The following is a 22,264-nucleotide window of genomic DNA, read 5'->3' on the forward strand; positions in this document are numbered from 1 at the left end:
AAGCAGTCTACACAGAATGTCCTTACAAAGTGCGCTGATCACATCGCCCGCGCCGGTAGCGTGGAGCGCATGGAACGACAGCGCATCGACTGGGCAGCAGGGGTATGGACGCGGGAGCCCGCCACCACTCGTCTCGGCGACGACCTGGTGGCCGGGGCATCCGAGGGCAGTGACTTCTGGCGAACCACCCACTACGGGTTCATCCACGACGACGGCCATGCCCTGCTGGCCGAGTGGCCGACGGATGCCGCGGTCGAGGTGACCTTCGACGCGTCGAGCCTCACCGCGCTCTACGACCAGGCCGGCATCATGCTCTGGGCCGGACCCGAGCGGTGGATCAAGACGGGGCTGGAGCTCTCCGACGGCGTGCTGCACCTCGGTGCGGTCGTCACGAACGGCGTCTCCGACTGGTCGCTCGCGCCGGTGCCGGAGTGGGCCGGACAGCTCGTCACCGTGCGCGCGAGCCGCGGCGGGGTGGCGGGCGACTCGGTCGTGCTGCGGGCCCGCACCGCGACGAGCGGATGGCGCACGCTTCGCGTCGCCCCGTTCACGGCCGGCGAGGCATCGGCGGGACCGTTGATCTGCGCACCCATGCGCGGCGACCTGGAAGTGCGGTTCACCCGCTGGGAGCTGACGCCCGCCGACGTCGACCTGCACGAGGACCCGCCGCTCGCCTGAGGCTCCGAGCAGCCTCGACCGCGAGCTGCTCAGCTCGCCGGCCCGGTCCCGTCGGTTTCCGGATCCGGCGGCAGCAGGTGACGCGCGGTCGCGATCGCGACCGCCTGCTCCCGGTTCGACGCGCCGAGCTTGCGGTACAGGCTCTTGAGCTGGGTCTTCACCGTGTTCGTCGACACCGACAGCTCCGCGGCGATGGCAGAGGTGGAGGTCGAGCGCGCAAGCGCTCGTAGCACCACTTGCTCCCGCGGCGTGAGTGCCTGGGCGGCGGCACCATGCCGAATCACCGACACCAGTGGCCGCGGCGTGCACAATGCGGGGATCGCCTCGGTGAGTCGCTCGAGGTCCGCCGCTGGGATCAGTGTGAGCGGGAGCAACTGGCCCCGGTCGACGAGCAGCGCGGAGGCACGGTCGACCGCGGGCTTGGAATGGACCTCGCCGACGGTCCGGAGGAGCGCGACCGCCTCGAGTACCGCCGCTTCAGCGCTCACCTGCGACGACGGTGCCGATCGCCCCGCCTCCCGGGTCAACCGGAGTGCCTCAGCCGCTTGACCGGTGACGAGCGCGAGCCGTGCGCGGTCGACCATCGTGCGCGCGTCCGCGTCCGCGGCATCCCGGTGCAAGACGTCTCGCGCTGCCTCCACGTTGCCGAGCGCCAGATGGAGGAGCATGCGAACCGTGCTCAGCGCACGCCGCGCCCTCGGAGCGTGCCCGGAGCGACCGTGTTCGGCCACGGTCGAGTCCAGTCTCACGAGTCCGGTCGCCGCGGCTCCCGCCTGCAGCTCCACCATCGCCTCGACGCATGCCATGACGAGCCAATGCTCGCTCGTCGCCCGGTGCGGTGCGAAGACCTCCACATGACGCTGCGCCGCCTCCACATCGAGCTCCTCGAGGGCGATCACCGCCTCGGCGACGCGGTAGAAGGTGCCCTGGTACCCGTCGAGCAGCTCGTCTGGCCAACCGCCGGCGCGAACGAGTTCGACGAATCGACGGGCTTCGGGGATGTCGCCGTCCAGCGCATGGATGCCGGCGAGCATCGCAAGGCAGCTGAACCCCGCATCGCGCTGGCCGCTCTCCGCCAGCGCGAGCCCCATGCCCAGGACCTCGAGCGCGAGCGCGAGCTCACCGCCGTAGTAGAAGGTGATCCCGAGTTGCGCGTAGATGCGCGGCAATTGCTCGCGGTACTGCTCGGCCTCCTCGGTGGAGAGCCGGTCGACGGCCTCGAGCGCTCGCTGGGCCGGAGGGATGGCGCGCGTGTGGAATCCCAGCACGCGCAGGGCAGAACTCTCGGCGGCGCAGAGGAACACGCGGTCGCTCTGGGATATCTCGCCATTCGTCGACTTCGTGGCAGCGGCGGCGATCGCGAACAACTGCAGCCCGCGCACCCGTCGAACCCCCACTGCGTTGTAGCAGATCGCGAGCAACATGACGAGCAGTGGGTACGGGCGGAGCCGGCCGAGCGGCACCGAGCCGAGGATCTCGCGGACGCGCTCCCCGTGCTGCCTCAGCAGGGTGAACCAGCTGGACTTCACGACGTGGCTCGCGAGCATCAGGTCGCCGGTGACGACGGCGGATTCGAGCGCCGCGACCGGCATGCCGTTCTGCAGGCGCCAGTCTGCGACCGCGCGGTTCAGGCGGGGCAGTTCCTCGGGAAAGCGGCGGTGGAGCTCTCGTCGCAGCAGCTCTCGCGCGAGGGGGATGAACGTGAACACGCGGCTGCCCTCTTCGGACCAGCTGCCGAAACCGTAGTGGGCGGCAGCATCGAGGATGCCCCGCGCTTCGGCGCCTGGTGCGAGGTCTCGAGCCAGCTCCACGGTCAGCTCATCGGCGAGGCTCATTCGTGCCAGTGCATCGATGCTGCGCGGGTCGTATTCGGCCGCCTCGATTCGCACGCGCATGAATGCCTCCATGGCATCCGTCGCGACGGCCAGGAGGTCCGAGCGCGCAATGCCGGTGTTCGCGCGCGCCAGGGCGTGAGCGACGAGGGGAAGTCCGCCGGACAGCCGATGCACCTCTCTCGCCGTCGCCGGGTCGACCTGCAGCGCCGCTCCGAGCTCCTCCTCAGTGAACATGAGATCGATCGATGAGACCGTGACCCGGTCGACCAGGAATGCGAGGCCGGGCTCGTCGAGCCGGGTGGCCTCGTTCGCGGCGGCGATGACCCGAAGCGAGGGATGTCCGACCAGCACGTCGACGATGCCCCTGAGCGTCGAGTCATCCGCTCCGGCTGCCTTGTCGACGATGATCACGAGGGATTCGTCGATGGTCGAGAGCACGCCGGTCAATGTCTGCCACGGCTCACCGCCCGGCTGCGCCCCGTCGATCGCCGCCCGCGCCCGGTCGTCCGAGAGAAGCCCGCTCCGGGCGAGCCGCTGGAGCACCACCACGGTGAATCCCTCGGGCGACGACGCCTGCCGATCGATGTCGACCCAGATCACGTGCCGATCCGCATGATCGGCCCATTGTCTGAGCAACACGGTCTTCCCCGAACCGCCGATGCCGCGAACGACGGTCAGCGGTGCACCCGAATCGAGCAGGGAATACAGCCGGGGCCGTTCGAGCAACCCCGACGGAATGCGCGGAGCACCCGCGATCGTCGTCGACGATTCAGCGTCCCCCTGGCGCGTACTGCGCATGAGTCCCCAAACACCTCAGTACACGGTGCGGGTTGCGCAGTCCCCGACACCTCACCGGCCCAGCATGGCCTCGGTCCCACCCGATTGGGGCCACGCTACCCGAGAACTCCGGCCGAAGCCGTGGTTGTCGCCCGGTTCGACCGAAATGGGGTTCGCGTTCAGTCGACGCGCCGACGCCGCGGGTGCCCCTGAATCCCCGATGTCGTGAGTCGGTGTGCGAGCAGACCGGCGACGAGCACCGCGCCGATCTCACTCACGACCCGGGCGAGCAGTGTCAGGGCGACCATCGTGACAGTGAGATGCTCTGGCGAGAACACCGGCAGTGACACAGCGAAGAGGCCGACGCCGGCGAGTGCGGCAGCCGCGATGCGCGCGACGCGGGGTCGCCACCTTCCGAGCGCCCAGAGACCGGTGTCGAACACCAGTCCGCCGACCGTCAAGGGCACGATGACGAGAAACCCGACGACGCTGAACGATCCGGCGATGACCCCGGCGAAGAACCCGGTGAGGCTCGCGGTGCCGAAGGAGCCGAGCATCAGTCGAGCTGTGAAGGGCATGATGCTGTGGAACCCTGCAATGAGGGCATAGACGGGGGGTGCGAGCGCTGCGATGCCGGGCGTGATCGGCGACAACGAGATCACCATGAGCGCCTGCACCGCGCCGAACGCCGCGCAGATGAGCAGTGTGCGAGTGCTCAGCGTTTGCCGGCGGCTGGGCGGCATCGGCTCGGTCGGGACGGTCGGGGGCACGTCGGCAGCCTAGGCGGTCGAAGCGGCGCGGCCGTGTACGACATCGCCGGGCCCGTGATCCTCCGGGTCTGGAACGGGCCCGGCGATGGCTTTATCGCGCGCTGCCGGGTCGGCTGCGGCGGCGAGCGGCGAGCAGCAGCAGGCCGAGCAGCATGGCCAGCGCCGTGATCGCGAGCAGCGGCATGATGCCGTCGACGCCGGTCGTCGCCAGCGACAGCACGGATACCGCCGCGCACGAGGCATCCGAACCGTCGGTGCACGCGTGCTGCGCCTCGACCGCACGCCACGGACCGCCCGGGTTCGTGACGGTGGCCGTGTTGACGTACTCGCCGGTGGCCGCGTAGCGCACCGTGATCGTGAACGCAGCCGTGCCGCCGACCGGCAGCTCCGCGAGCAGCCACTCGGCGCGGGCGCCGTCGACCTTCGCGGCGGGGCCTGCACGCACGAAGCTCGCACCGGCCGGCAGGGTGTCGGTGACCGTGAGGTCTCTCGCATCGATCTGTCCCGTGTTGCGCACGGTCACCGTGTACGTCACGTCGTCGCCGATCGTCACCGTGCCGCGGTCGACGGTCTTGTCGAGGCTCAACTGACCGACATCGAAGCGGTTCGTGATCACCACGGTTGCCGGCTCCTGCTCGAGGACGGGATCGAGGATCGTCACGATGCCGCCGTCGGGATCGAGCGTCGTGTGCGTGGCGAGCCCGGCATCCGTCTCGGTGACCGTGCACTCTGCGCCGACGATGATGCCGGCGATGGCCGCACGGTAGTCGGAATCCTCGGAGAGGGCGACGAATCCGCCATCGGCGAGCGGAACCGTGAGGGTCTCGCCGTCTTTCTGCCAGGTGCAGACGACCTGCGCCTCGAACGGTCCGGTGCCGAATTCCTCCACGCCGTCGCCGATGCGCTCCTTGATGAGCTCGAGTCCGCCGACGCGGAAGTCGTTCGCCACGAGCGCGGTCACCGCGCCCACGGATTCGTCACCCTCGGGCCCGGCGATCACGATCGCCGGCGGGTTCTCGTGCTCGGTGGCGCCGCCCGTGAGTACCTCGTTCACCTCGCACACCGTGCCGACGGGGAAGACCTCGTCGACGAGTGTCGGCACATCAGGCACGATCGCAAGGCCGTCGTGGCGGTACACGGGCTGGTCGCCGTAGGTGCACTGCACCGCGGCGGTGAAGGGTCCGTCGCCGTAGTCGGCCGCGCCCTCGCCGGTCACCGTCTTGAGGATCGAGAGCGTGCCCGCCTCGAAGCGGTTCGTCACGGTGACCGCCGTCGCCGGTGCCACCGTGGCGAATGCGCTGCCCTCGCCGGCATCCGTCACGCCGTCGCCGGCATACGTGGTCGAGTCGGCTCCATCAGCGTCGGTCTCGTCGACGGTGCACTCCGCTCCGACCGGCAGGGTTCCGGGCGTCACGGTGTGGGTGGCACCCTCGACGAGGGTGAAGGTGCGGTCGGATGCCGCGAGCGCGACCTCCTCGCCCAGCAGCGTGGTGCACTGCAGCGTGAACGCGAACGGGCCGAACTCGCCGACGGTCGCCGCGGTGTCGACCGCCTTGGTGACGCTGAGCGAACCGAAGTCGTACACGTTGGTGACGACCGCGGTCTGGGCGGCGGGCACGGTGCCGCCGGCAGTCGTCTGCCGGATCTCGATGGTCGCCGGCGAGCCGGTGCGGGAGGTCTCGCCGAACTCGCCGACGGGGCCCTGCTCGGTGATCGTGCAGTCCGCGCCGAGCGGGATGCCCTCGACCGACGCGGTCCAGTCGCCCGACTCGGTCAGCGTCAGCGTGGCGCTGTCGCCGAGATCGAGGGTCTCGCCCGCGACCACGCAGACGAGGTCGATGAGCACCTCGTCGGGCGCGTACGCGATGGCGTCACCGGTGATGGCCTTGCGCACCTCGAGCGGTCCGCCGACGAGCGTGACGCCCGCCTTGACCGGCGCCCGCCGCAGTGTCGTGCGGTCGGTGAGCACGGCCTGGGTGCCGAACTGGTTCCACGCGAAGTTCCCCGTCACGGGCACATCCACGGGCGCCAACCCCGGGTCGGCATCGCTGGCCGGCGTGTTCACCGTCTGGTACCGCACCGTGACGTTGCCGCCGGGGGCGAGGGCGCCGCCCGCGGTGGTGCTGAAGTCGACGAGCACGCGCAGGCCCGTGACGTCCGCCCAGTCGCCGGTGAACGCCGTGCTGTCGGACCAGCTGTTGCCGGTGCAGGTCGGGTCCGCCGACCAGGTGCTCGATCCACCGCCGGTGCAGACTGCGGCATCGGTCGATACCTGCCAGCGCACGGTGGCGCCGTCGGGTGCGGCGATGTCGAGCCCGGCCGACCCGTCGAGGATGGGTCGGTACGTCGAACCCCGCGAACCACCGGTCGCGAGCATGCGGTCGCCCGTGAAGGGCAACGGCTCGACGAGCGTCATGGAGGTGTAGGGCAACGTCCCGCTGTTGATGGCTTCGAGCTTCCACGCGTCCGTCGCGCCGATGACGGTGTTCGCGGCGCACGGCGAGCGGTAGTAGCCCTCGGTGTCGGTGATGCAGGGCCCGCCCGGAGTCACGACGTTCACCGCGCCGTCGACGAGGCTGCCGTCGATCTCGCCCTTCACGCCCTTGAACGTCGCCAGCGAGGCGCCGGGGATCGGCTCGACGAAGTTCGTGGTGCCGCACTGGCTGGCGCCGAGGCCGGCGAGCACGCCTTGGCCGTTGCCCGAGGTGTTGGTGCAGGCTGCGAGCTGCTGCACGGTGGTCACGACGAACTGGTTCGTCGCCCGCTGGCCCTGCGAGAGGCCCGGCTTCAGCACGATTCCGAGGGTGATCTCGAAGGTCTCGCCGGGCGCCATTCGTCGGCCGCCATCCGGCCATGTGAAGGCGACGGCCCGCGTTTGCGAGTCGTAGCTGAAGTCCACATCCGTCGCGAGCGTTCCGCCGTTCGAGGTGCGGTACGCGGGCTCGACCCCGAAGTCGGGTTCGAGGCTCGTCGGCAGCGTGTCGACGAGCCGGTCGATCGTGAGGTAGCCGCTTCCCGAGTTGGTGAAGCGGAGGGTCCACGGCACGGTGGTGGCCGCTTCGACCGTGTGCACGTTGTCGGCCGGTGCCTTGGCGACGTCGAGTGCGTAGGTGCCGGTGCGCAGTTCCAGGTCGTCGGATGCGTCGGCCGTCGCCGCGGCGTACAGCTCGGCGTCGTCGCGCGACGACGTGGTGTCGATCGCGTTGTCGACGGAGCCGGGGAAGGGAACAGCGTCGCCGGTGCCACGCACGGCGTCGAGCAGCTGCACCGTGAACTCGGCAGTCGCCTGCCAGCCTGCGGGCGGCGCAGTGGTCGAGAAGACCGCTCCGTCGGCCCGGGCGAACACGAAGCGCAGGCCCGTGATCTCGGCGACATCGACGGCCGGCAGCGCGGCCGCCGGCGCCGGGGTGCCCTCGATCCACTCGTCTGCACCGCCGAGCTGCACGTCGACCCGCACGCGATCCGACCCGGCAGGCAGGTCCACCTGGCCGAGCGTGGTCAGCCGGAAACGGCTCCAGAACCCCGGGTCGGCGTCTTCGACGGTGACCTGCTGGGCCGCGACCGTCGCCTCGCCGTCGGTCGCCTCGAGGCGCACGGCGACGGGAGTCAGGCGGTCCTTCTCGAGGAGCGAGCCCGGAGTGATGGTCTTCTTCGCGGTCACGTCGAGCACGCCGTCGACGAGTTCGAGGTCCGCGTCGGCGTCGTCGTACGGCGCGTTCCCGGGGAACAGCACAGGATCGTACGACTGGGCGAAGGCGCCGTTCGCAACCACGACCGGCTCGATCACCGTCTGGGCGGAGCTGCGTTCGGTCACCCGCAGCTGCGCGCGCAGCGTCATGGCGAGCTTAGCACCGGTGCGGATCGTGCCACCGGTCGACGCCGGGTCGGCGCCCTGGTAGCGCACGCTCACGCCGACGACGTCGGCCAGCTGGGCCGCGGTGAATCCGTCGACCGCAGCGAGGCTCGCGACATCCGTCGTCATGGTGCCGTCAGACGCGAGACGCCAGAGCGTGACGAGGGATGCGTCGCGGTCGACGCCGGCGTTGGCGGGGATGCCGAACGTCACGTCGGTGAGGTTCATCCGTTCGAACGGGTTGGTGTCGGGATCGTACGTCGCTTCGGCGAACGGATCGGCGCCCCAGCCCGAGGGTGCGCTCGCGCACTCGGCGATGGTCGCGTCGGAGCACGGCATCGGATCGGTGACCCGCAGGTAGGAGGCGCGCGACGCGGAGTCGTTCACGGCCGTGACCCGGTAGTCGACCGACGGGTAGCCGTCGGCGGGGACCTCGCCCGCCACGGGGATCGGGACGACGGTGCGACTCACCTGCTTCTGCACCTTCACCGCAGGCTGCTGGTCGACGAGCGTGAGATCGTCGCGGTCGGTCGCGGGGCCCACGGGCGTGCCGCGAAGCACGCCGGAGACGCCGACCGTGTTCCAGATGGTCGCGGGGTCCGCGTCGTTGTAGCCGTGGGTCGCGGTGGCCCAGCGGCCGGCGGCGTCGGGAACCCGCACCGTGTTGCGCAGCTGCCAGACGAGATCGACCGTGCGCAGCTGACCGGCGGCGCTCGGGGCGACGCCGGATCCGGGCTGGGGGCGCAGCGGGTCCGAGCTCGCAGCGCGAGCCGCGTCGTTCGGCACGACGGTGATGCGCACGCCCGTCGTTGCGGCCGACTGCGCCGGGTTGAGCGTGTAGCCGGCGAAGCGGTCGCCGGTCATCCAGCTCCCGCCGGGCGCGGCGAGCTGCTGCCAGGTGCCGGCGGCGTACAGCTCGATGGAGGTGACGGTGTCCCATTTCCACTTGGCGTCGCTCGAGGCGGAGATGCGCTGCAGGTCGAACGCCTGGAAGACGGTCTCCTCGGGTGCCGACTCGCCGCCGTTCGGGTCGGCGATCGTCACGGAGTCATAGCCGCTGGTCATGACACCCCAGCCGAGGGTGCTCGTCGCGGTGGTGCCCGACTGCGAGCTCAGCACCGACGGGTTCCACGTCTTGCCGGCCACGAGGGAGCCGTCGCCCGCGTACGCGATGACGCGGGCGTCGGCGACATCCTGCACGTCATCGCTCGTGACGGGCGTGCCGCCGGCGACGACGCCGGTGGCACCGGCGACCGCGAGGTTCTCGTAGTCGCGTGCCGCGGCGTCGGCAACCGCCGTCGGGCCGCTGCCGTCACGCAGTTCGCTGCGGGCCTGGAAGACGGTGTTCGGGCTGACGGTCGTGCCGGCTGCGAAGCCGGTGGGGTGCTCGAAGGTGTAGCGGAGGCCGGTGATCGACGTGCCGTCGACGCCCGGAGCGAGATCGGCGAGATCGCCGGAGAACACCTCGGTCGGGCCGGCCGGCGCGAAGTGAGCGATCTGCTCCCAGTCGCCGTCGACGAGTGCTTCGACGGTCAGCGTCGAACCCGACAGCACCTGCGTGGGCGCGATCGCGACCGGGTTGAACGCGTTCCAGAAGTCGCCGGGCTCGTCGTCGCGCCAGGTGTCCTCGATCACGATGCGGTTCGGGGAGACGTAGGCCGAATCGGTTCCGGTGGTCGTCGGCAACTGCGCCACGACGGTACCGCCGGCGGTCACGGGCTGCGCCGGCGAGAGCTTCTTGTCGATGGCGAGCGAGATGTCGGGGATGAACACGTCGAGGGGTGCGGATGCCTCGGCGGACGCCGCTCCTGCCGGGTTCGTGCCCGTGACGTCGACGGTGTTCGTGGTGCGCTCGGGGCTGCCACTCTCGGACTCGACCAGGTCGGGGGCCGTGTCGATGGCGAACGACAGGTTCACGATCGCGCCCGGGGCGATGCTTCCGCCGTACTCGACCGCGAAGCCGGTGAGGTGGGCGCCGTCGGGCGCTGTCGGTGCGCCAGGTGTCTCGCCGGCGGCGACGGGCGCCTCGAGGCGTGTTCCGTCGCTGAACGTCCAGGTGAGGCTGGCATCGGTGGCGCCCTCGGGGAAGCTCAGCGGCGCGGTGAACCCGCCGAAGCGCAGGTCCTCGGTGAAGTAGTCGTCGTCGGCGACGACGAGTGAGGAGAGCGGGCCGTTCGAGGTGTTCTTCGCACCGACGGTCGCGGTCGCGGTCGTGCCCGCCGGGATGCGCGCGGGTGTGATCGACTTCGTCGCCTGGACCTGGACGTCGAGGCCGGTGATCGCATACGGGGCGGTGGCGGACTTCGTCACGGGGTCGGCACCGGAGACGTGCACGGTCGCATCGACCTCGTTGAGCGCCTGAGCCCCGAGCACGAGCGGTGCGTCGCTCACCCGATCGGTGGCGCGTTGCACGACTTCGAACGGCACGAGACCGGCGGTGCCGTCGGCCGTGATGGCGTCACCATCGGTGCTCGTGAAGGTCAGGCGCAGGCCGCCGACGTTCGCAGTATCAACGCCGTCGGGCAGCGCGATCTCGCCGGCGGGCGAGGGCGCACCGGAGATCCAGGTCCACGAACCCGCGTTGTAGACGTAGGCGTCGACGGTGACCGTGTCGGAGCCTGCGGGGGCGGTCACGTCGCCGAAGCCGGTGAAGTCGACGATGCGGAACGGGTTCGAGGCCTCGAGTTCGGTGGCGCCCTCGATGGCGGTGGCAGGGTCCTGGAGCACGAGCGACGCGGCGTGGACGTTGCTCGCGTTCCGCACGGCGAGTTCCACAGTCGACGGTACGCCCGGCTGGAACTGCTGGGCAGCGGGCGTCCAGGTCTTGCTGATCTCGACGTCGACCTGCCTCGCGATGTCGATCGTCACCTCGGCCGCGTCGGTGACCGTGTCGGCGGTGGTGGCCGTGGCCGTCGCCGTGTTCGGCACGGGTTGTCCATTGAATGCCCACGTCGGGGCCAGGTCCTGCGGCACCTTCAGGGTGAGCGTCAGCTGGTACGTGTCACCCGCGCGGATGCCGACGCCGCCGGCGTCGAGCGGCTGCTCGAACGTTGCACGGAGGGTGCAGTCGGCGCTCGCGACACCGTCGCAGCCATCGAGCTCGACCGTTGCGGGCTGGGAGCTCGGCCGCACCGAGGTGCCGAGGATCTCGAATCCCTCGAACGCGGCCGGCACCTCGTCGACGAGCTCGGCGTCGACGCAGTCGGTGTCGTCGCAGCCCACCGTGATCGTGTAGGTGAACTCGTCGCCGGGCACGTGGGTTGCAGTCTCGGCGCCGTCGACGACCTTCTGCACCGTGAGCGCGGCCTCCGCGGCGACGGCCGGAGTGGCGGTCATGAGACCGGCGAGGAGCGCGAGCACGATCGCGACGGCGACCGCACCGAGCCGCTGGTACCACGGCGCGCTGCGAGTGGTGCCCGAGCGAGCGGAAGCGAGATGCCGGGCACGGTGGGCGCGCGAATGACGTCGAGCAGATGTGAACACGGTGTAGCCCCCCGGATACACGAGCGCGGCCGCCGGCCTCGGATTCGGGCTCGGCAGCGCTTCGCGTGAGAAATTGACATGGATCGGCCGCGGTTCCGCCGAATGGGCGGCGCACAGCGCGACTCTTCGAACCTATGCGAGCTCGGTCGGCATTTTGGGGGACCGGGGCGTTAATTCACCCTCGAATTCACCCTCCGGCGTGCCGGACATTCAGCCGCAAATCGGAATCGTCTCAGCGCGAAACTCTCGAGGACCAGACAGCTGAGCGGATGCCCCACCGCCGGGGCATCCGCTCACCGTTGCTCAGTCGGTCGCCGGCGTGATGTTGTGGTTCTGCCGGAACACGTTGCCCGGGTCGAGCTGCGCCTTCACCCGGCGAAGCCGCTCGAGCGTGGCCGGCGGATACATCGCGGCGATGACCTCGTCGCCGCGTTCCATCGAGAAGTTGCCGTAGACGCCGCTCGTGAACGCGAGGGCCGCGTCGCTCGTGGCCTTGGCGGCTGCCAGCTGCTCGGGAGTCGAATCGGCCGGCAGCACGCCGTTGACGATCAGGAACGCCTCGGCATCGCGGTGGGCGATCGCCGTCGCGTCGGGTGCGATGCGCGAGAACTCGCCGCCGAGCCCGCGCAGCATGATCATCGTGGGGACCTCACGGGCGTAGGCCGCCGCGGCGGCATCGAGCGCCTCGTCGGAGAGTTCGGGCACGAAGCCGTTGCCGCCGACGAACAGGAATGGCGGCCGGCCGGGCGGCGCGTCTTCGAGCAGGTCGCCGTACTCGACCGGAGCGAGCGACACCTCGGTCACCGACGCGAGCGAGAGCAGCGGCTCGAGCAGTTCGCGCAGCTGCTGCTCGGTGCCCTGCAGCGCGACGCCGAGCTGGAGGCCGGCCGGCATCTCGGGTCCGAATGCCGGCATGGCCATGAGGGTCGAGTTGAGCTCGTCGGGGCCGGCGCGCATCACGTCGCGCCAGGCGCGCATGACGGCGGGCACGTCGGAGATGTCGAAACGCACGTGTCCGCCGACGAGGCCATCGGCAGGCGCCGCCTGGAAGACGAACCGAGTCACGACGCCGAAGTTGCCGTTGCCGCCGCGGAGCGCCCAGAACACCTCGGGGTGCTGCTCGGCGTTGACCGTGAGCACGTCGCCAGACGCGGTGACGAGCTCGGCCTCGCGGAGCCGGTCGATGGCGAGGCCCTGCCCGCGCACGAGCCAGCCGATGCCGCCGCCGAGCGCGAGGCCGCCGACCCCGACGTCGCGCGTGTCGCCGGAGCTGACGCCGAGAGCGTGCGGCGCGAGCGCGGCGGCGACGTCGCGCCAGCGTGCGCCGCCGCCGACGGCGACGAGGCCGTCGTCGCCGACCTCGACGGCGTTGAACTCCGCGAGGTCGATCACGAGGCCGTCTTCGACGGGGATGAGTCCGTGCCCGCCGCTGCGGACGGCGATCGGCAGGCCGGCCGCGGCCGCGAGGCGGACGGCGACCGCGACCTCGCCGATGGTGTGCGGGCGCACGACCGCTTCGGGGTCGCCGACCCCCGCGAAGACCGTGCGGCCGGCGTCGTATTCGGATGCACCGGGACCATGCGCCCGGCCTGGAACGAGTTCAGTCAGCTCGGAGAGGATCGACATTTCGCCAGTCTGGCAGCGGCTGCCGACATGCGGGACGTTGCTCGCTCAGCGCTGAATCGCTGCGTTTGCATACGTCTCGGCCGGATTCACTCGCCGCTCGGATGCGCTCCCGCCGCGTCGATCACCCATGCGTACGCGAACGCCCGCTCGCGCCACGCCGAGTATCGCCCCGAGACGCCGCCGTGCCCGGCCGCCATCTCGATCTTCAGCAGCGGGTCGGCGCCGACCTCGCGCAGGCGGGCCACCCACTTCGCCGGCTCCACGTAGAGCACCCGGGTGTCGTTGAGCGAGGTCACCGCCAAGATGCGCGGGTAGTGGTTCACGTGCACGTTCTCGAGGGGCGAGTACGACTTGATGTAGGAGTACACCTCCTCGTCGTCGAGCGGGTTGCCCCACTCGTCCCACTCGATGACCGTGAGCGGCAGCGACGGGTCGAGGATCGACGTGAGCGGGTCGACGAACGGCACTTCGGCGAGGAACCCCGAGAAGTACCTCGGCGCGAGGTTCGCGACGGCCCCGACGAGCAGGCCCCCGGCGCTCCCGCCCTGCGCGACGAGCCGGTCGGGGGAGGTGATGTCGTTGTCGATGAGATGGCGGGCCACCGCGATGAAGTCGGTGAAGGTGTTGCGCTTCTCGAGCTTCTTGCCATGCTCGTACCAGAGCCGGCCCATCTCGCCGCCTCCTCGCACGTGCGCCACCGCGAAGATCATCCCGCGGTCGAGGAGCGACAGCCGGGGGATGCCGAAGCCCGGGTCGATCGAGTGCTCGTACGACCCGTAGCCGTAGAGCACGGTCGGCGCCGGCTCGCCGAGGTTCACGAGGTCGTGCCGGTACACGAGCGAGACGGGAACCCGGGTGCCGTCGTCGGCCACCGCCCATTCGCGTCGCTGCGCATAGCGGGTGGCGTCGTAGTCGCCGAGTACCGGCTGGCGCTTGCGCAGCCGCCGCTCGCCCGTGGCGACCACGACGTCGTACACCGTCGAGGGCGTCACGAAGCTCGTGTACCCGATTCGCAGGGTCGGCTGCTGCCAGTCGGGATTGCTGCCCACGCCCACCGAGAAGAGTGCCTCATCGAACGCGAGCTCGTGCAGGGTGTCGTCGGGCGTCGCATCGGCGGGGATGCCCGCCGGCGGCACCTTCGCGATCGCGACCCGCGGCAGCCCCTCGCGTCGGTACTCGACGGCGACGAAGTCGCGGAACGCGTCGACGCCCTCGAGGCGCACATCGGGATTGTGGGGGAGGAGCATCCGTCGCGGGCCTTGCGGGTCGGATGCCGCGACGCTCACGAGCTCGAAGTTCACGGCGCCGTCGTTGTGCACGATCAGCAGCCGGTCCTTGCCGCCCGCGATCACGTGATCGACGTCGTACTCGACCCCGTCCTTGCGCGGCCACACGACGCGGAACTCGCCGGTCGGCTCGGCGGTGTCGAGCAGCCAGGTCTCGCTCGTGACGTTCGAGCCGGCCTCGACGAGCAGGAACCTGCGGCTGCGGGTGAGGCCCACGCCGAGCCAGAACCGCTCGTCGGGCTCGTGAAAGACCGAGACGTCGTCGGATGCCGCGGTGCCGACCTCGTGCCGCCAGATCGTGTCGGGCCGCCACGCCTCGTCGACCGTCGCATAGAAGAGGTATCGTCCGCTCGGGTCGAACACGGCGCCCGCCGCGGTGCCCACGATGACGTCGTCGTACTCGCGGCCCGAGCCGTCGATCGAGCGCAGGCGCAGGGTGTAGCGCTCGTCGCCCTCGACATCGGTGGCATAGAGCAGGGTGGAGCCGTCGGCGGTGACGTCGAAGCTGCCGAGCGAATAGAAGTCATGCCCCTCGGCCTCGGCGTTGTCGTCGAGCAGCACCTGCTCGCCGGGCAGTGTCTCGTGGGAGGCATCCGTCAGCTCGTCGCCCGTGGTCTCGGGCAGCACCGGCGGCTCCCAGTCGTCGGGGTCGGCCGGCACTCGGCAGTGGATGCCGTACTGCTTGCCCTCGACGGTGCGGGTGAAGTACCACCAGTCGCCCTCGCGGGTCGGCACACTGAGGTCGGTCTCCTTCGTGCGTGCCTTGATCTCCTCGAAGAGCTGCTCCTGCAGGATCGTGAGGTGCTCGGTCTTCGCCCTCGTGTACGCGTTCTCCTCATGGAGGTGGGCGATGACGGCCGGATCGTCCTTCTCGCGGAGCCACTCGTAGTCGTCGATCACCACGTCGCCGTGGTGCACGCGTTCGGTCGGTCGCTTCTCGGTCTTCGGAGGAGTCAGCACGTGTCCACGCTACGCCTACCGTTGGATCTCGCGGATCTCCCATTCGTCGCCGCCGAGGTGCCGCAACACGCCGCGCACCCGCTCGCCGTCGCGCACCGCCGTGAAGCTCAGCGGCTGCAGCTCACCGCCGGAGATCCCCAGGCTGCCCTCGAAGGTCGGCGACTCGTAGCCGAGCTCGGCGAACACCGCGGCGCGCTGCTGCGTGTCCCAGATGCCCGAGAGCGTCCAGGTCATGGCGAGGCCCGTCAGCGCGGCGAACACGAACGCGACGTACCCGGCTTCACGCACGCGATCGGCGCCGCGCTGGCCGCCGTCGATGAGCAGCACGATGCCGACCGTGAGGACCATCGCGGGGAACGCGAGCGGCCACGGGTTCCATGCCGGGATCGTGACGATCGCCGTCGCGGGATCCATGGGTCAGCCCGTCTTGGTCCAGTCGAGGTTGATGACGTCTCCGATGTAGACCGTCTCGCCGAAGTCGTGGATCTGCGGATTCATTCGCAGCAACTGCTGCTGCGGCAGCTCGAAGCGCTGCGCGATGTCGAAGAAGTGGTCGCCCTCGACCACCGTGTAGCTCGACGGCACGCCGGCGCCGTCGAGCACGGGCGTGCCGGTCGCGCCCTCGCGCGGACCGGTGTCGTACGCGGGGCCCCACTCGACGACGGGTGCGGGCGCGTTCGGCACGGCTGGCGGCGGCGCGGGCTCGGCGGCGGGCGGCGCCGGCGGCGTCGACACCGGCGCGGGGGTCGGCGTTGCCGTGACCGTGGCGGTGATGGTCACGGGCGGCGGCGGGGGTGCGGCCTCGGGCACGCACCCGCTGAGCAGCAACGCTGCAAGTCCGACGGATGCCGCTGCCGCACCGCTGCTTCGCCTCACCGGGCCTCCTCACCGCCGAACGGCGCTCCGCTTCGGGCGCCGATCGGATCACCCTATCCGGTGAGCGTGGCCGGATCGAGGATCGCGGTACGGATGCGCGCGAGTCCCTCGGCCAACAGGGTGTCGCTCGTGCCGGCGTAGCCGAGCACGATGCCCGGCTCCTCCTCGCCGGGCACCGCCGAGTAGTCGGCGAGCGGTGCGACCGCGATGCCGTCAGCGGCGAGCCGGTCGACGAGCGCAGCGGATGCCTCGTGGCTCGGCAGCCGCACCACGGCGTGCAGCCCGCCGTCGAGTCCCGAGAGCGGCGCGCTCGGTATGCCGTCGAGGGCGTCGACCACGAGCCGTCGGCGGTGGGCGTAGTCGCGCCGGGTGACGGCGATGTGCCGGCGCACGGCGCCGCTCGCGAGCAGGGCGGCCGCGGCATCCTGTGCGACGCCCGGAACCGGGCAGCGCTCATCGGTGCGGATGAGCGCCATCGCCTCGCGCAGCCGCGGATTCGCGGGCAGCACGAGGTAGCCGAGCCGTAGCCACGGCGTGAGCACCTTCGAGAAGCTGCCGACGAGCACGACCCGTCCGTGGCCCGACGCGGGGTCGTCGAGTGAGGCGAATGCCGGCAGGGGCGGCCCGAGGTGACGGTACTCGCTGTCGTAGTCGTCTTCGAGCACGATCGCGTCGGCCGTGCGCGCCCAGTCGAGCAGCTCGAGGCGGGCCGCGACGGGCAGCCGTCCCCCGAGCGGGTACTGGTGGCTCGGCGTGACCATGACGGCGTCGGGCGGCCGGGGCATCCGTCGCAGTGCCTCGACGATGAGTCCATCGGCGTCGACCGGGGTCGGCACCGTGCGCACGCCGCGACGCTCGAGGGTGCGCCTCGCCGCGGGATAGCCCGGGTGCTCCACCGCGACGACCGCCTCGCGGCCGGTGAGCAGGGCGAGGGCGGATGCCGCGAGTGCGAGCGCCTCGCTCGTGCCCGCGGTGACCACCACGTCGTCGGCGGTGCAGGCGATGCCGCGGGCCTGGCGCAGGTGGTCGGCGATCTCGGAGCGCAGGCGCTCGACGCCGAACAGCGGCGGCGACTCCGACGGGATCTCGAGGGACGCTGCGTGGCGCCAGGCCGCGCGCCACGCGCGGGTGTCGATGCGCGCCGTCGAGGGTCGCCCCGGCAGCAGGTCGATGCGCGGTGGCGTCTGCTCTTCAGCCGCTCCGTCGAGTGGGCGATGTTGGCGGTCACCGCCGGCGCCGTCGCGCCAATTTCGCCCATTCGACGTGTATTGTCCAGTCGCGCCGCGTGGCTCGTTGAGCTCGGCGACACGGGTGGGCGCGCCCTGGCGCATCTCGAGGTAGCCCTCGCCCGCGAGTTGCTCGTAGGCCGCGACGACCGCGCTGCGTGAGACGCCGAGCTCCGACGCGAGCGCGCGAGTCGACGGCACCGTGTCGCCCGCCCGCAGCCTGCCGCCGAGGATGCCGCCACGCAGCCCTTCGACGAGCTGCACGCCCACGGGACCGCCGGCGTCGCGGTCGATGACGAGGATCGGGCCGTCCATGCGCACCTCCGCCGTGCTCAACTGGATTGCCGAGAATAGCAGGAACTGGACTGCGCGGCGAACCAGTGTTGTCGCGAGACTCTGAGTGTGACCCTGACGAACGCCACTTCCACCCGCCGGATCCGTCGCCTCGCCGAACGGCAGACGACCGATCGCGACGCCCTCTTCGAGCTCCTCGACGGCGAGCTCGTCGGCCACCTCGCCGCCGTCGTCGACGGCGCGCCCGTCGTCGTGCCCATGGGGTACGCGCGAGACGGCGAGCACGTGCTCGTGCACGGCTCGACCGGCGGCGGGTTCGCCCTGCGGGCGGCATCCGACCGCTCGACCGTGGCCTTCGCCGTCACGGCGCTCGACGGCCTCGTGTACGCACGCTCGCTCTTCGACAGTTCGATGAACTACCGCAGCGCGGTCGTCTACGGCGTGCTCGAGCCGGTGGAGGCGGAGGCGACGGATGCCGCGCTGCTCGCCCTCTCCGAGCGGCTCATGCCAGGCCGCGCCGCCGAGGTGCGACCGACGACGCGCAAGGAGGCCTCCGCGACCCGCGTGCTCCGGCTCGCACTCGACGACGTCGTGATGAAGCAGCGTGCGGCCGGGGCATCCGAAGCGCCCGATGACGGCGAGGACCACTCCACGTGGGCCGGCGTCGTGCCCCTCACCCGCACGTGGGGCACGCCGCAGGCGTCGCCCCTCACCCCAGCGCAGGCACCGGTGCCCGAATCGGTGGTCGCCCTGACGACACGCCCCGCGCCGAACCGCAGACTTCATTGAGGAAAGGGGGTGCCCCATGTTCGCAATGCTCGTTCTCGGCCTGCTGGCCGCATCGGCCGTCGCCGCTGCCGCCGTGCAGTTCACGCGCGACGGCTACCGCCGCACGCCGACGCTCCGGTTCTGAATTCTCGCCGACGTGACCGTCCCACGCTCGCGTCTGAGGTGCCCGGTGCCCGCGTCTGAGGTGCCCGGCTCGCGGACCCCGCCGAAATACGGCGATCGCCCGATGAGCCTGAGGTGCCTTAGCGAGCACGCTAGAGGCATCCGGTCGGAAGGGTCGGACGAATCCCAGGAGGAATCATGCAGTTCTCGGCAGACTTCGTGGCGATGCACTCGCACGAGGCGGACGTGCTCCGCGCCGAGCGGGAACTCGGCCTGCGGGCCGAGTCGAGGGAGCGTGGTTCGGGCGGCGAGGGACCGTCGCCCGAACCCGTCACCCGCCGGCATCACCGGGGCCACCGCGCCCTGCGCCTCGCGCTGCGGTGATCGCGGCGCTGTCCGCGTCGGCGGCGCACGCCAGGGCGATTCCGCCCGTGGCGATCACGGATGCCTCGACCGGCGCCGCTGTCGGTGGGGCGTGGCACGATGAGATCGTGACCATGTCAGCGCCGGCCATGATCGGCCGCGACGCAGACCTCGCGCGGCTCACTGAGCGACTCGACGAGGTGCGCGCCGGCGCGCCCTTCACCGTCATCGTCGGCGGCGAGGCGGGCATCGGCAAGACCCGTCTCATCCGCGAGTTCCAGCGTGGGCTGCCGAGCGATGTGCGACTCCTCGCGGGGCAGTGCGTCGACCTCGGCAGTGTTGCGGCCCCGTACGCGCCCGTGAAGGCAGCCCTGCGCACGCTCGTGGCAGACGTCGGGGCCGAACGCGTGCTCGAGGCCGCCGGCCCCGGGCGATCGGCGCTCGCCGCGCTGCTGCCCGAGCTCGCGGCATCCGATCACGACACCCCCACGGCCGCGCCCGCGGGCGTCGGCGCGGCCACCGGGCAGTTGCACGAGGGCATCGCGGTGCTCCTCGAGACCTTCTCGCGTGAGCGGCCCATCGTCTTCGTCATCGAAGACCTGCACTGGGTCGACGCGGCGACCCTCGCGCTGCTCCGCTTCCTCATGCGCGCGCTCGGGTCGAGCCGCGTGCTGACGGTGCTCACCTATCGCAGCGAAGACGTCACACGGGGGCATCCGCTTCGGGCGTTCCTCTCCGAGGCCGAGCGCGACCGGTGGGTCGAGCGCCGCGACCTCTCACGACTCTCGCGGGCGCAGGTGCGCAAGCTCACCAAGCTGCTCACGGGCGAGCCGCCCACCGACCAGGTCATCGAGACCGTCTTCCGTCGCAGCGACGGTGTGCCGTTCTTCGTCGAAGAGCTCGTCGGGCTCGACGGATGCCGCGACGAGAGCGACCTGCCCGACACGCTCCGCGAACTGCTGCTCGCCCGCTACGAGCGGCTCTCCGAAGGCGCCCAAGAGCTGCTTCGCGTCGTGTCGGTCGGCGGCGTGCGCATCTCGCACGGGCTGCTCGAGGCGGTGTTCGCCGGCACGCCCGACGAGCTCGACCTCGCGGCGCGCGAGAGCGTGCTCGCCGGAGTGCTGAACATCGACGGCGACGACTACGCCTTCCGGCACGCCCTCGTGCGCGAGGCGATCCTCGCCGACCTGCTGCCCGGCGAGCGGGCGCGGTTCCACGCGCGGTACGCCGAGGCGTACGAGGCGGCCGCCGAATCGGGCACCCGTCGGCTGGCCGCCGAGATCTCCTACCACTGGCTCGGCGCGCACGACGCGAGTCGCGCGTTCCCCGCGACGATCCAGGCAATGCGCGAGGCGCGCGCCGCCGCGGCCTACGCCACGGCCGCACAGCTGGGCGAACGCGCGCTCGGGCTCTGGGACGTCGTGCCCGACCCCGCCGGCGCGGCCGGCATGGGCAAGCTCGAGCTCATGGGCCGCACCGCCTCGCACCTGCGCAACGCCGGCGAGGGCGAGCGCGGGCTGGCCCTCGTCAAGGCCGCGCTCGCCGAGTGCCCTCGAGATGATCCGCAGTACCCGCGATTCCTCCGCGACAAGGCGATGTACCTCGCGAACGTCGGCCGGCCCGGGTCGATCCCCGTGCTCGAAGAGGCGCTCGAGGTGCTCGGTGACGACGGGTCGAGCGAGCTGCGCATGACCACGCTCACCGGGCTCGCCGGGCGGCTCATGATCGAGGGCCGGCTCGACGAGTCGGTCGAACGCGCACAGGCCGCGCTCGCCGTGGCGCTCGAGATCGACTCGCCGCGATACGCCTCGATCGCCACCAACATCGAGGCCGTCAGCCGTGCCAGCCGTGGCGAGGTCGAGCACGGGCTCGCCGGGCTGGAGCGTGCCCGCGAACTGTCCGAGGGCGACGGCGCCGCGATGCTGCGCTACTGGGTCAACGCGTCCGACCTCTACTACCTCGTGGGCGACCACCGTGAAGCCGTGCGCCTCGCCGAAGAGGGCCTCGAGCAGTCGCGCGCCCAGGGAGTCGAGCGCAGTTCCGGCGTCATCCTCGCATCGAATGCGGTCGACCCGCTCTTCGCGCTCGGCGAGTGGGATCGCGCGGCTGCGCTCATCGAGCGCGCCCTCGCCCTCGATCCGCCTGCCCCCTTCGCCGTCTACCTGCAGCGTGCACGCATCTGGGCCATCCTCTGGCTCGGCGAGCCGGCCCGTGCGGCAGAGGCCTTGCGCGGTGTCCGCTCGGCGATGGCCGACATCATGGAGGTCGAGACCCAGACACGACTCGGGGTGAGCCGAGTGACGGCAGAGGTGGCGCTCGCCAACGGAGACATCGGCGAAGCCTGGCGCGACGTACGCCGCGCCCTCGATGAGTCGACGGTGCCGCTGCCCGGCTACACGCTGCCGCTGCTCTGGGTGGCGGCGCGGGTCATCGCGGCGGCCCGGGCGACGCCGAATGAGCTCGGCGACGAGCTCGCCGCCGAGATCAGCGGTGCCGAGCCCGCGTTCCGAGCCCTGATCGGCCGCATGACAATGTGGCCGACCTTCCCGCTGTGGTCGTCGTTCTTCGAGGCCGAGCTCGCCGAAGGCCCCGATTCGGCTGCGGGTGCCGCCGGTTCGGATGTCGCGGCCTGGCGTGCTGCGGCGAAGGCTGCTGCGGCGCCGGTGGCACCCGGCTACCTCGCCGCCTACGCGCTGCTCCGCCAGGGTGAGGCCGAACTCGGCGCGGGCGATCGCGCGGCTGCCAGGGTCACGCTGCAGAGCGCGCTCGATCTCGCGCTCACGGGCGGCGTCGGGGCGGTGCGTGACCGGGTGATGCAGGTGGCCACGGCGGCAGGGCTCACCCTCGACAGCGCCATGGGCGCCGGTGTCAGTCGCAGCCGTTCAGCGAGTGGCACCGACACTCCCGGCATTGCGGGGGGCGCGGCATCCGGTGCCGAAGCCGATGCCGCGGCCACCGCCGAGCTCACGGCCCGCGAACGTCAGGTGCTCGAGCTCATCGCCGAAGGCCTCAGCAACCGGCAGATCGGCGAGCGGCTCTTCATCAGCGGCAAGACCGCGAGCGTGCACGTCTCGGCGATCCTCCGCAAGCTCGGCGCCGCGACCCGCACCGAGGCGGCCTACCGGGCGGGCGCACTGCGGTAGCTCTCGTGGTGGCGGGCCTGCCCCGGCCCATCCACACGGCGGAGCGACCACGCTCGCGTGGAGGCACTGAATTCGGTCACGCCGCCGCAACGTTGCTGCTCCACGGCGGAACTGGGTCGGCGGCGCGCCGTGGCCGAGCTGCAGGCCACGTGTTCGTCACCACGGCGCCGTTCGAGGCGATCGCGGCGGCATAGGCTCGACTC

The 22,264-nt window shown here is 71.2% G+C and carries 12 protein-coding genes; 4 read left to right on the forward strand and 8 right to left on the reverse strand.

All coding sequences use genetic code 11. The features are described 5' to 3' along the window. Positions 1-69: 69 nt before the first annotated feature. Positions 70-678, forward strand: coding sequence for a DUF1349 domain-containing protein (locus QFZ26_RS08770; RefSeq protein WP_307041224.1), 609 nt, complete (start codon positions 70-72; stop codon positions 676-678). 29 nt (positions 679-707) lie between these two features. Here QFZ26_RS08770 and QFZ26_RS08775 read toward each other — a convergent pair whose 3' ends face one another. The 8 genes from QFZ26_RS08775 to pdxR form a co-directional block, all read right to left on the reverse strand. Beyond that, positions 708-3,113 (reverse strand): helix-turn-helix transcriptional regulator, encoded by a 2,406-nt coding sequence (locus QFZ26_RS08775; RefSeq protein WP_307041226.1) that lies wholly within the window; start codon positions 3,111-3,113, stop codon positions 708-710. Between the two features lie 356 nt (positions 3,114-3,469). Further along, positions 3,470-4,060, reverse strand: a complete 591-nt coding sequence (locus tag QFZ26_RS08780; RefSeq protein ID WP_307041228.1) for a hypothetical protein — start codon at positions 4,058-4,060, stop codon at positions 3,470-3,472. 91 nt (positions 4,061-4,151) lie between these two features. Next, on the reverse strand, positions 4,152-11,396 hold the full coding sequence (locus QFZ26_RS08785; protein ID WP_307041230.1) for a DUF5979 domain-containing protein: 7,245 nt from the start codon (positions 11,394-11,396) through the stop codon (positions 4,152-4,154). 303 nt (positions 11,397-11,699) lie between these two features. Beyond that, positions 11,700-13,022 carry an FAD-binding oxidoreductase gene (locus QFZ26_RS08790; protein WP_307041232.1) on the reverse strand — a complete coding sequence of 441 codons (1,323 nt, stop codon included), beginning with the start codon at positions 13,020-13,022 and terminating at the stop codon, positions 11,700-11,702. Between the two features lie 86 nt (positions 13,023-13,108). Next, on the reverse strand, positions 13,109-15,268 hold the full coding sequence (locus tag QFZ26_RS08795; protein WP_307041234.1) for a S9 family peptidase: 2,160 nt from the start codon (positions 15,266-15,268) through the stop codon (positions 13,109-13,111). Positions 15,269-15,283: 15 nt separating this feature from the next. Continuing rightward, the gene (locus QFZ26_RS08800; protein WP_307041236.1) at positions 15,284-15,682 is read right to left on the reverse strand and encodes a hypothetical protein; all 399 of its coding nucleotides are present in this window, start codon (positions 15,680-15,682) and stop codon (positions 15,284-15,286) included. A 3-nt stretch (positions 15,683-15,685) separates the two neighbouring features. Continuing rightward, positions 15,686-16,144, reverse strand: coding sequence for a LysM peptidoglycan-binding domain-containing protein (locus tag QFZ26_RS08805; RefSeq protein ID WP_307041238.1), 459 nt, complete (start codon positions 16,142-16,144; stop codon positions 15,686-15,688). A 53-nt stretch (positions 16,145-16,197) separates the two neighbouring features. Continuing rightward, entirely contained in the window at positions 16,198-17,685 is a 1,488-nt protein-coding gene (gene pdxR, locus QFZ26_RS08810) for a MocR-like pyridoxine biosynthesis transcription factor PdxR (protein WP_307041240.1), read from the reverse strand. Positions 17,686-17,772: 87 nt separating this feature from the next. Here pdxR and QFZ26_RS08815 point away from each other — a divergent pair, with 87 nt between their 5' ends. The 3 genes from QFZ26_RS08815 to QFZ26_RS08825 all read left to right on the forward strand — a co-directional run bounded on the left by QFZ26_RS08815 (position 17,773) and on the right by QFZ26_RS08825 (position 22,061). After that, complete coding sequence (locus QFZ26_RS08815; protein WP_307041243.1) at positions 17,773-18,453, forward strand: pyridoxamine 5'-phosphate oxidase family protein; 681 nt, start codon at positions 17,773-17,775, stop codon at positions 18,451-18,453. 300 nt (positions 18,454-18,753) lie between these two features. Then, positions 18,754-18,939 carry a hypothetical protein gene (locus tag QFZ26_RS08820; protein WP_307041245.1) on the forward strand — a complete coding sequence of 62 codons (186 nt, stop codon included), beginning with the start codon at positions 18,754-18,756 and terminating at the stop codon, positions 18,937-18,939. Between the two features lie 113 nt (positions 18,940-19,052). Next, on the forward strand, positions 19,053-22,061 hold the full coding sequence (locus QFZ26_RS08825; RefSeq protein ID WP_307045009.1) for a helix-turn-helix transcriptional regulator: 3,009 nt from the start codon (positions 19,053-19,055) through the stop codon (positions 22,059-22,061). Positions 22,062-22,264 lie beyond the last annotated feature (203 nt).

It is taken from the genome of Agromyces ramosus (assembly GCF_030817175.1).
Lineage (GTDB): Bacteria > Actinomycetota > Actinomycetes > Actinomycetales > Microbacteriaceae > Agromyces > Agromyces ramosus_A.

What these genes read in the sequence shown, in the direction of transcription:
- QFZ26_RS08770 (WP_307041224.1), top strand. Translation starts at nt 70, where the DNA reads ATGGAACGACAGCGCATCGACTGGGCAGCAGGGGTATGGACGCGGGAG.
- QFZ26_RS08790 (WP_307041232.1), bottom strand. Translation starts at nt 13,022, where the DNA reads ATGTCGATCCTCTCCGAGCTGACTGAACTCGTTCCAGGCCGGGCGCAT.
- QFZ26_RS08800 (WP_307041236.1), bottom strand. Translation starts at nt 15,682, where the DNA reads ATGGATCCCGCGACGGCGATCGTCACGATCCCGGCATGGAACCCGTGG.
- pdxR (WP_307041240.1), bottom strand. Translation starts at nt 17,685, where the DNA reads ATGGACGGCCCGATCCTCGTCATCGACCGCGACGCCGGCGGTCCCGTG.
- QFZ26_RS08820 (WP_307041245.1), top strand. Translation starts at nt 18,754, where the DNA reads ATGCAGTTCTCGGCAGACTTCGTGGCGATGCACTCGCACGAGGCGGAC.
- QFZ26_RS08825 (WP_307045009.1), top strand. Translation starts at nt 19,053, where the DNA reads ATGTCAGCGCCGGCCATGATCGGCCGCGACGCAGACCTCGCGCGGCTC.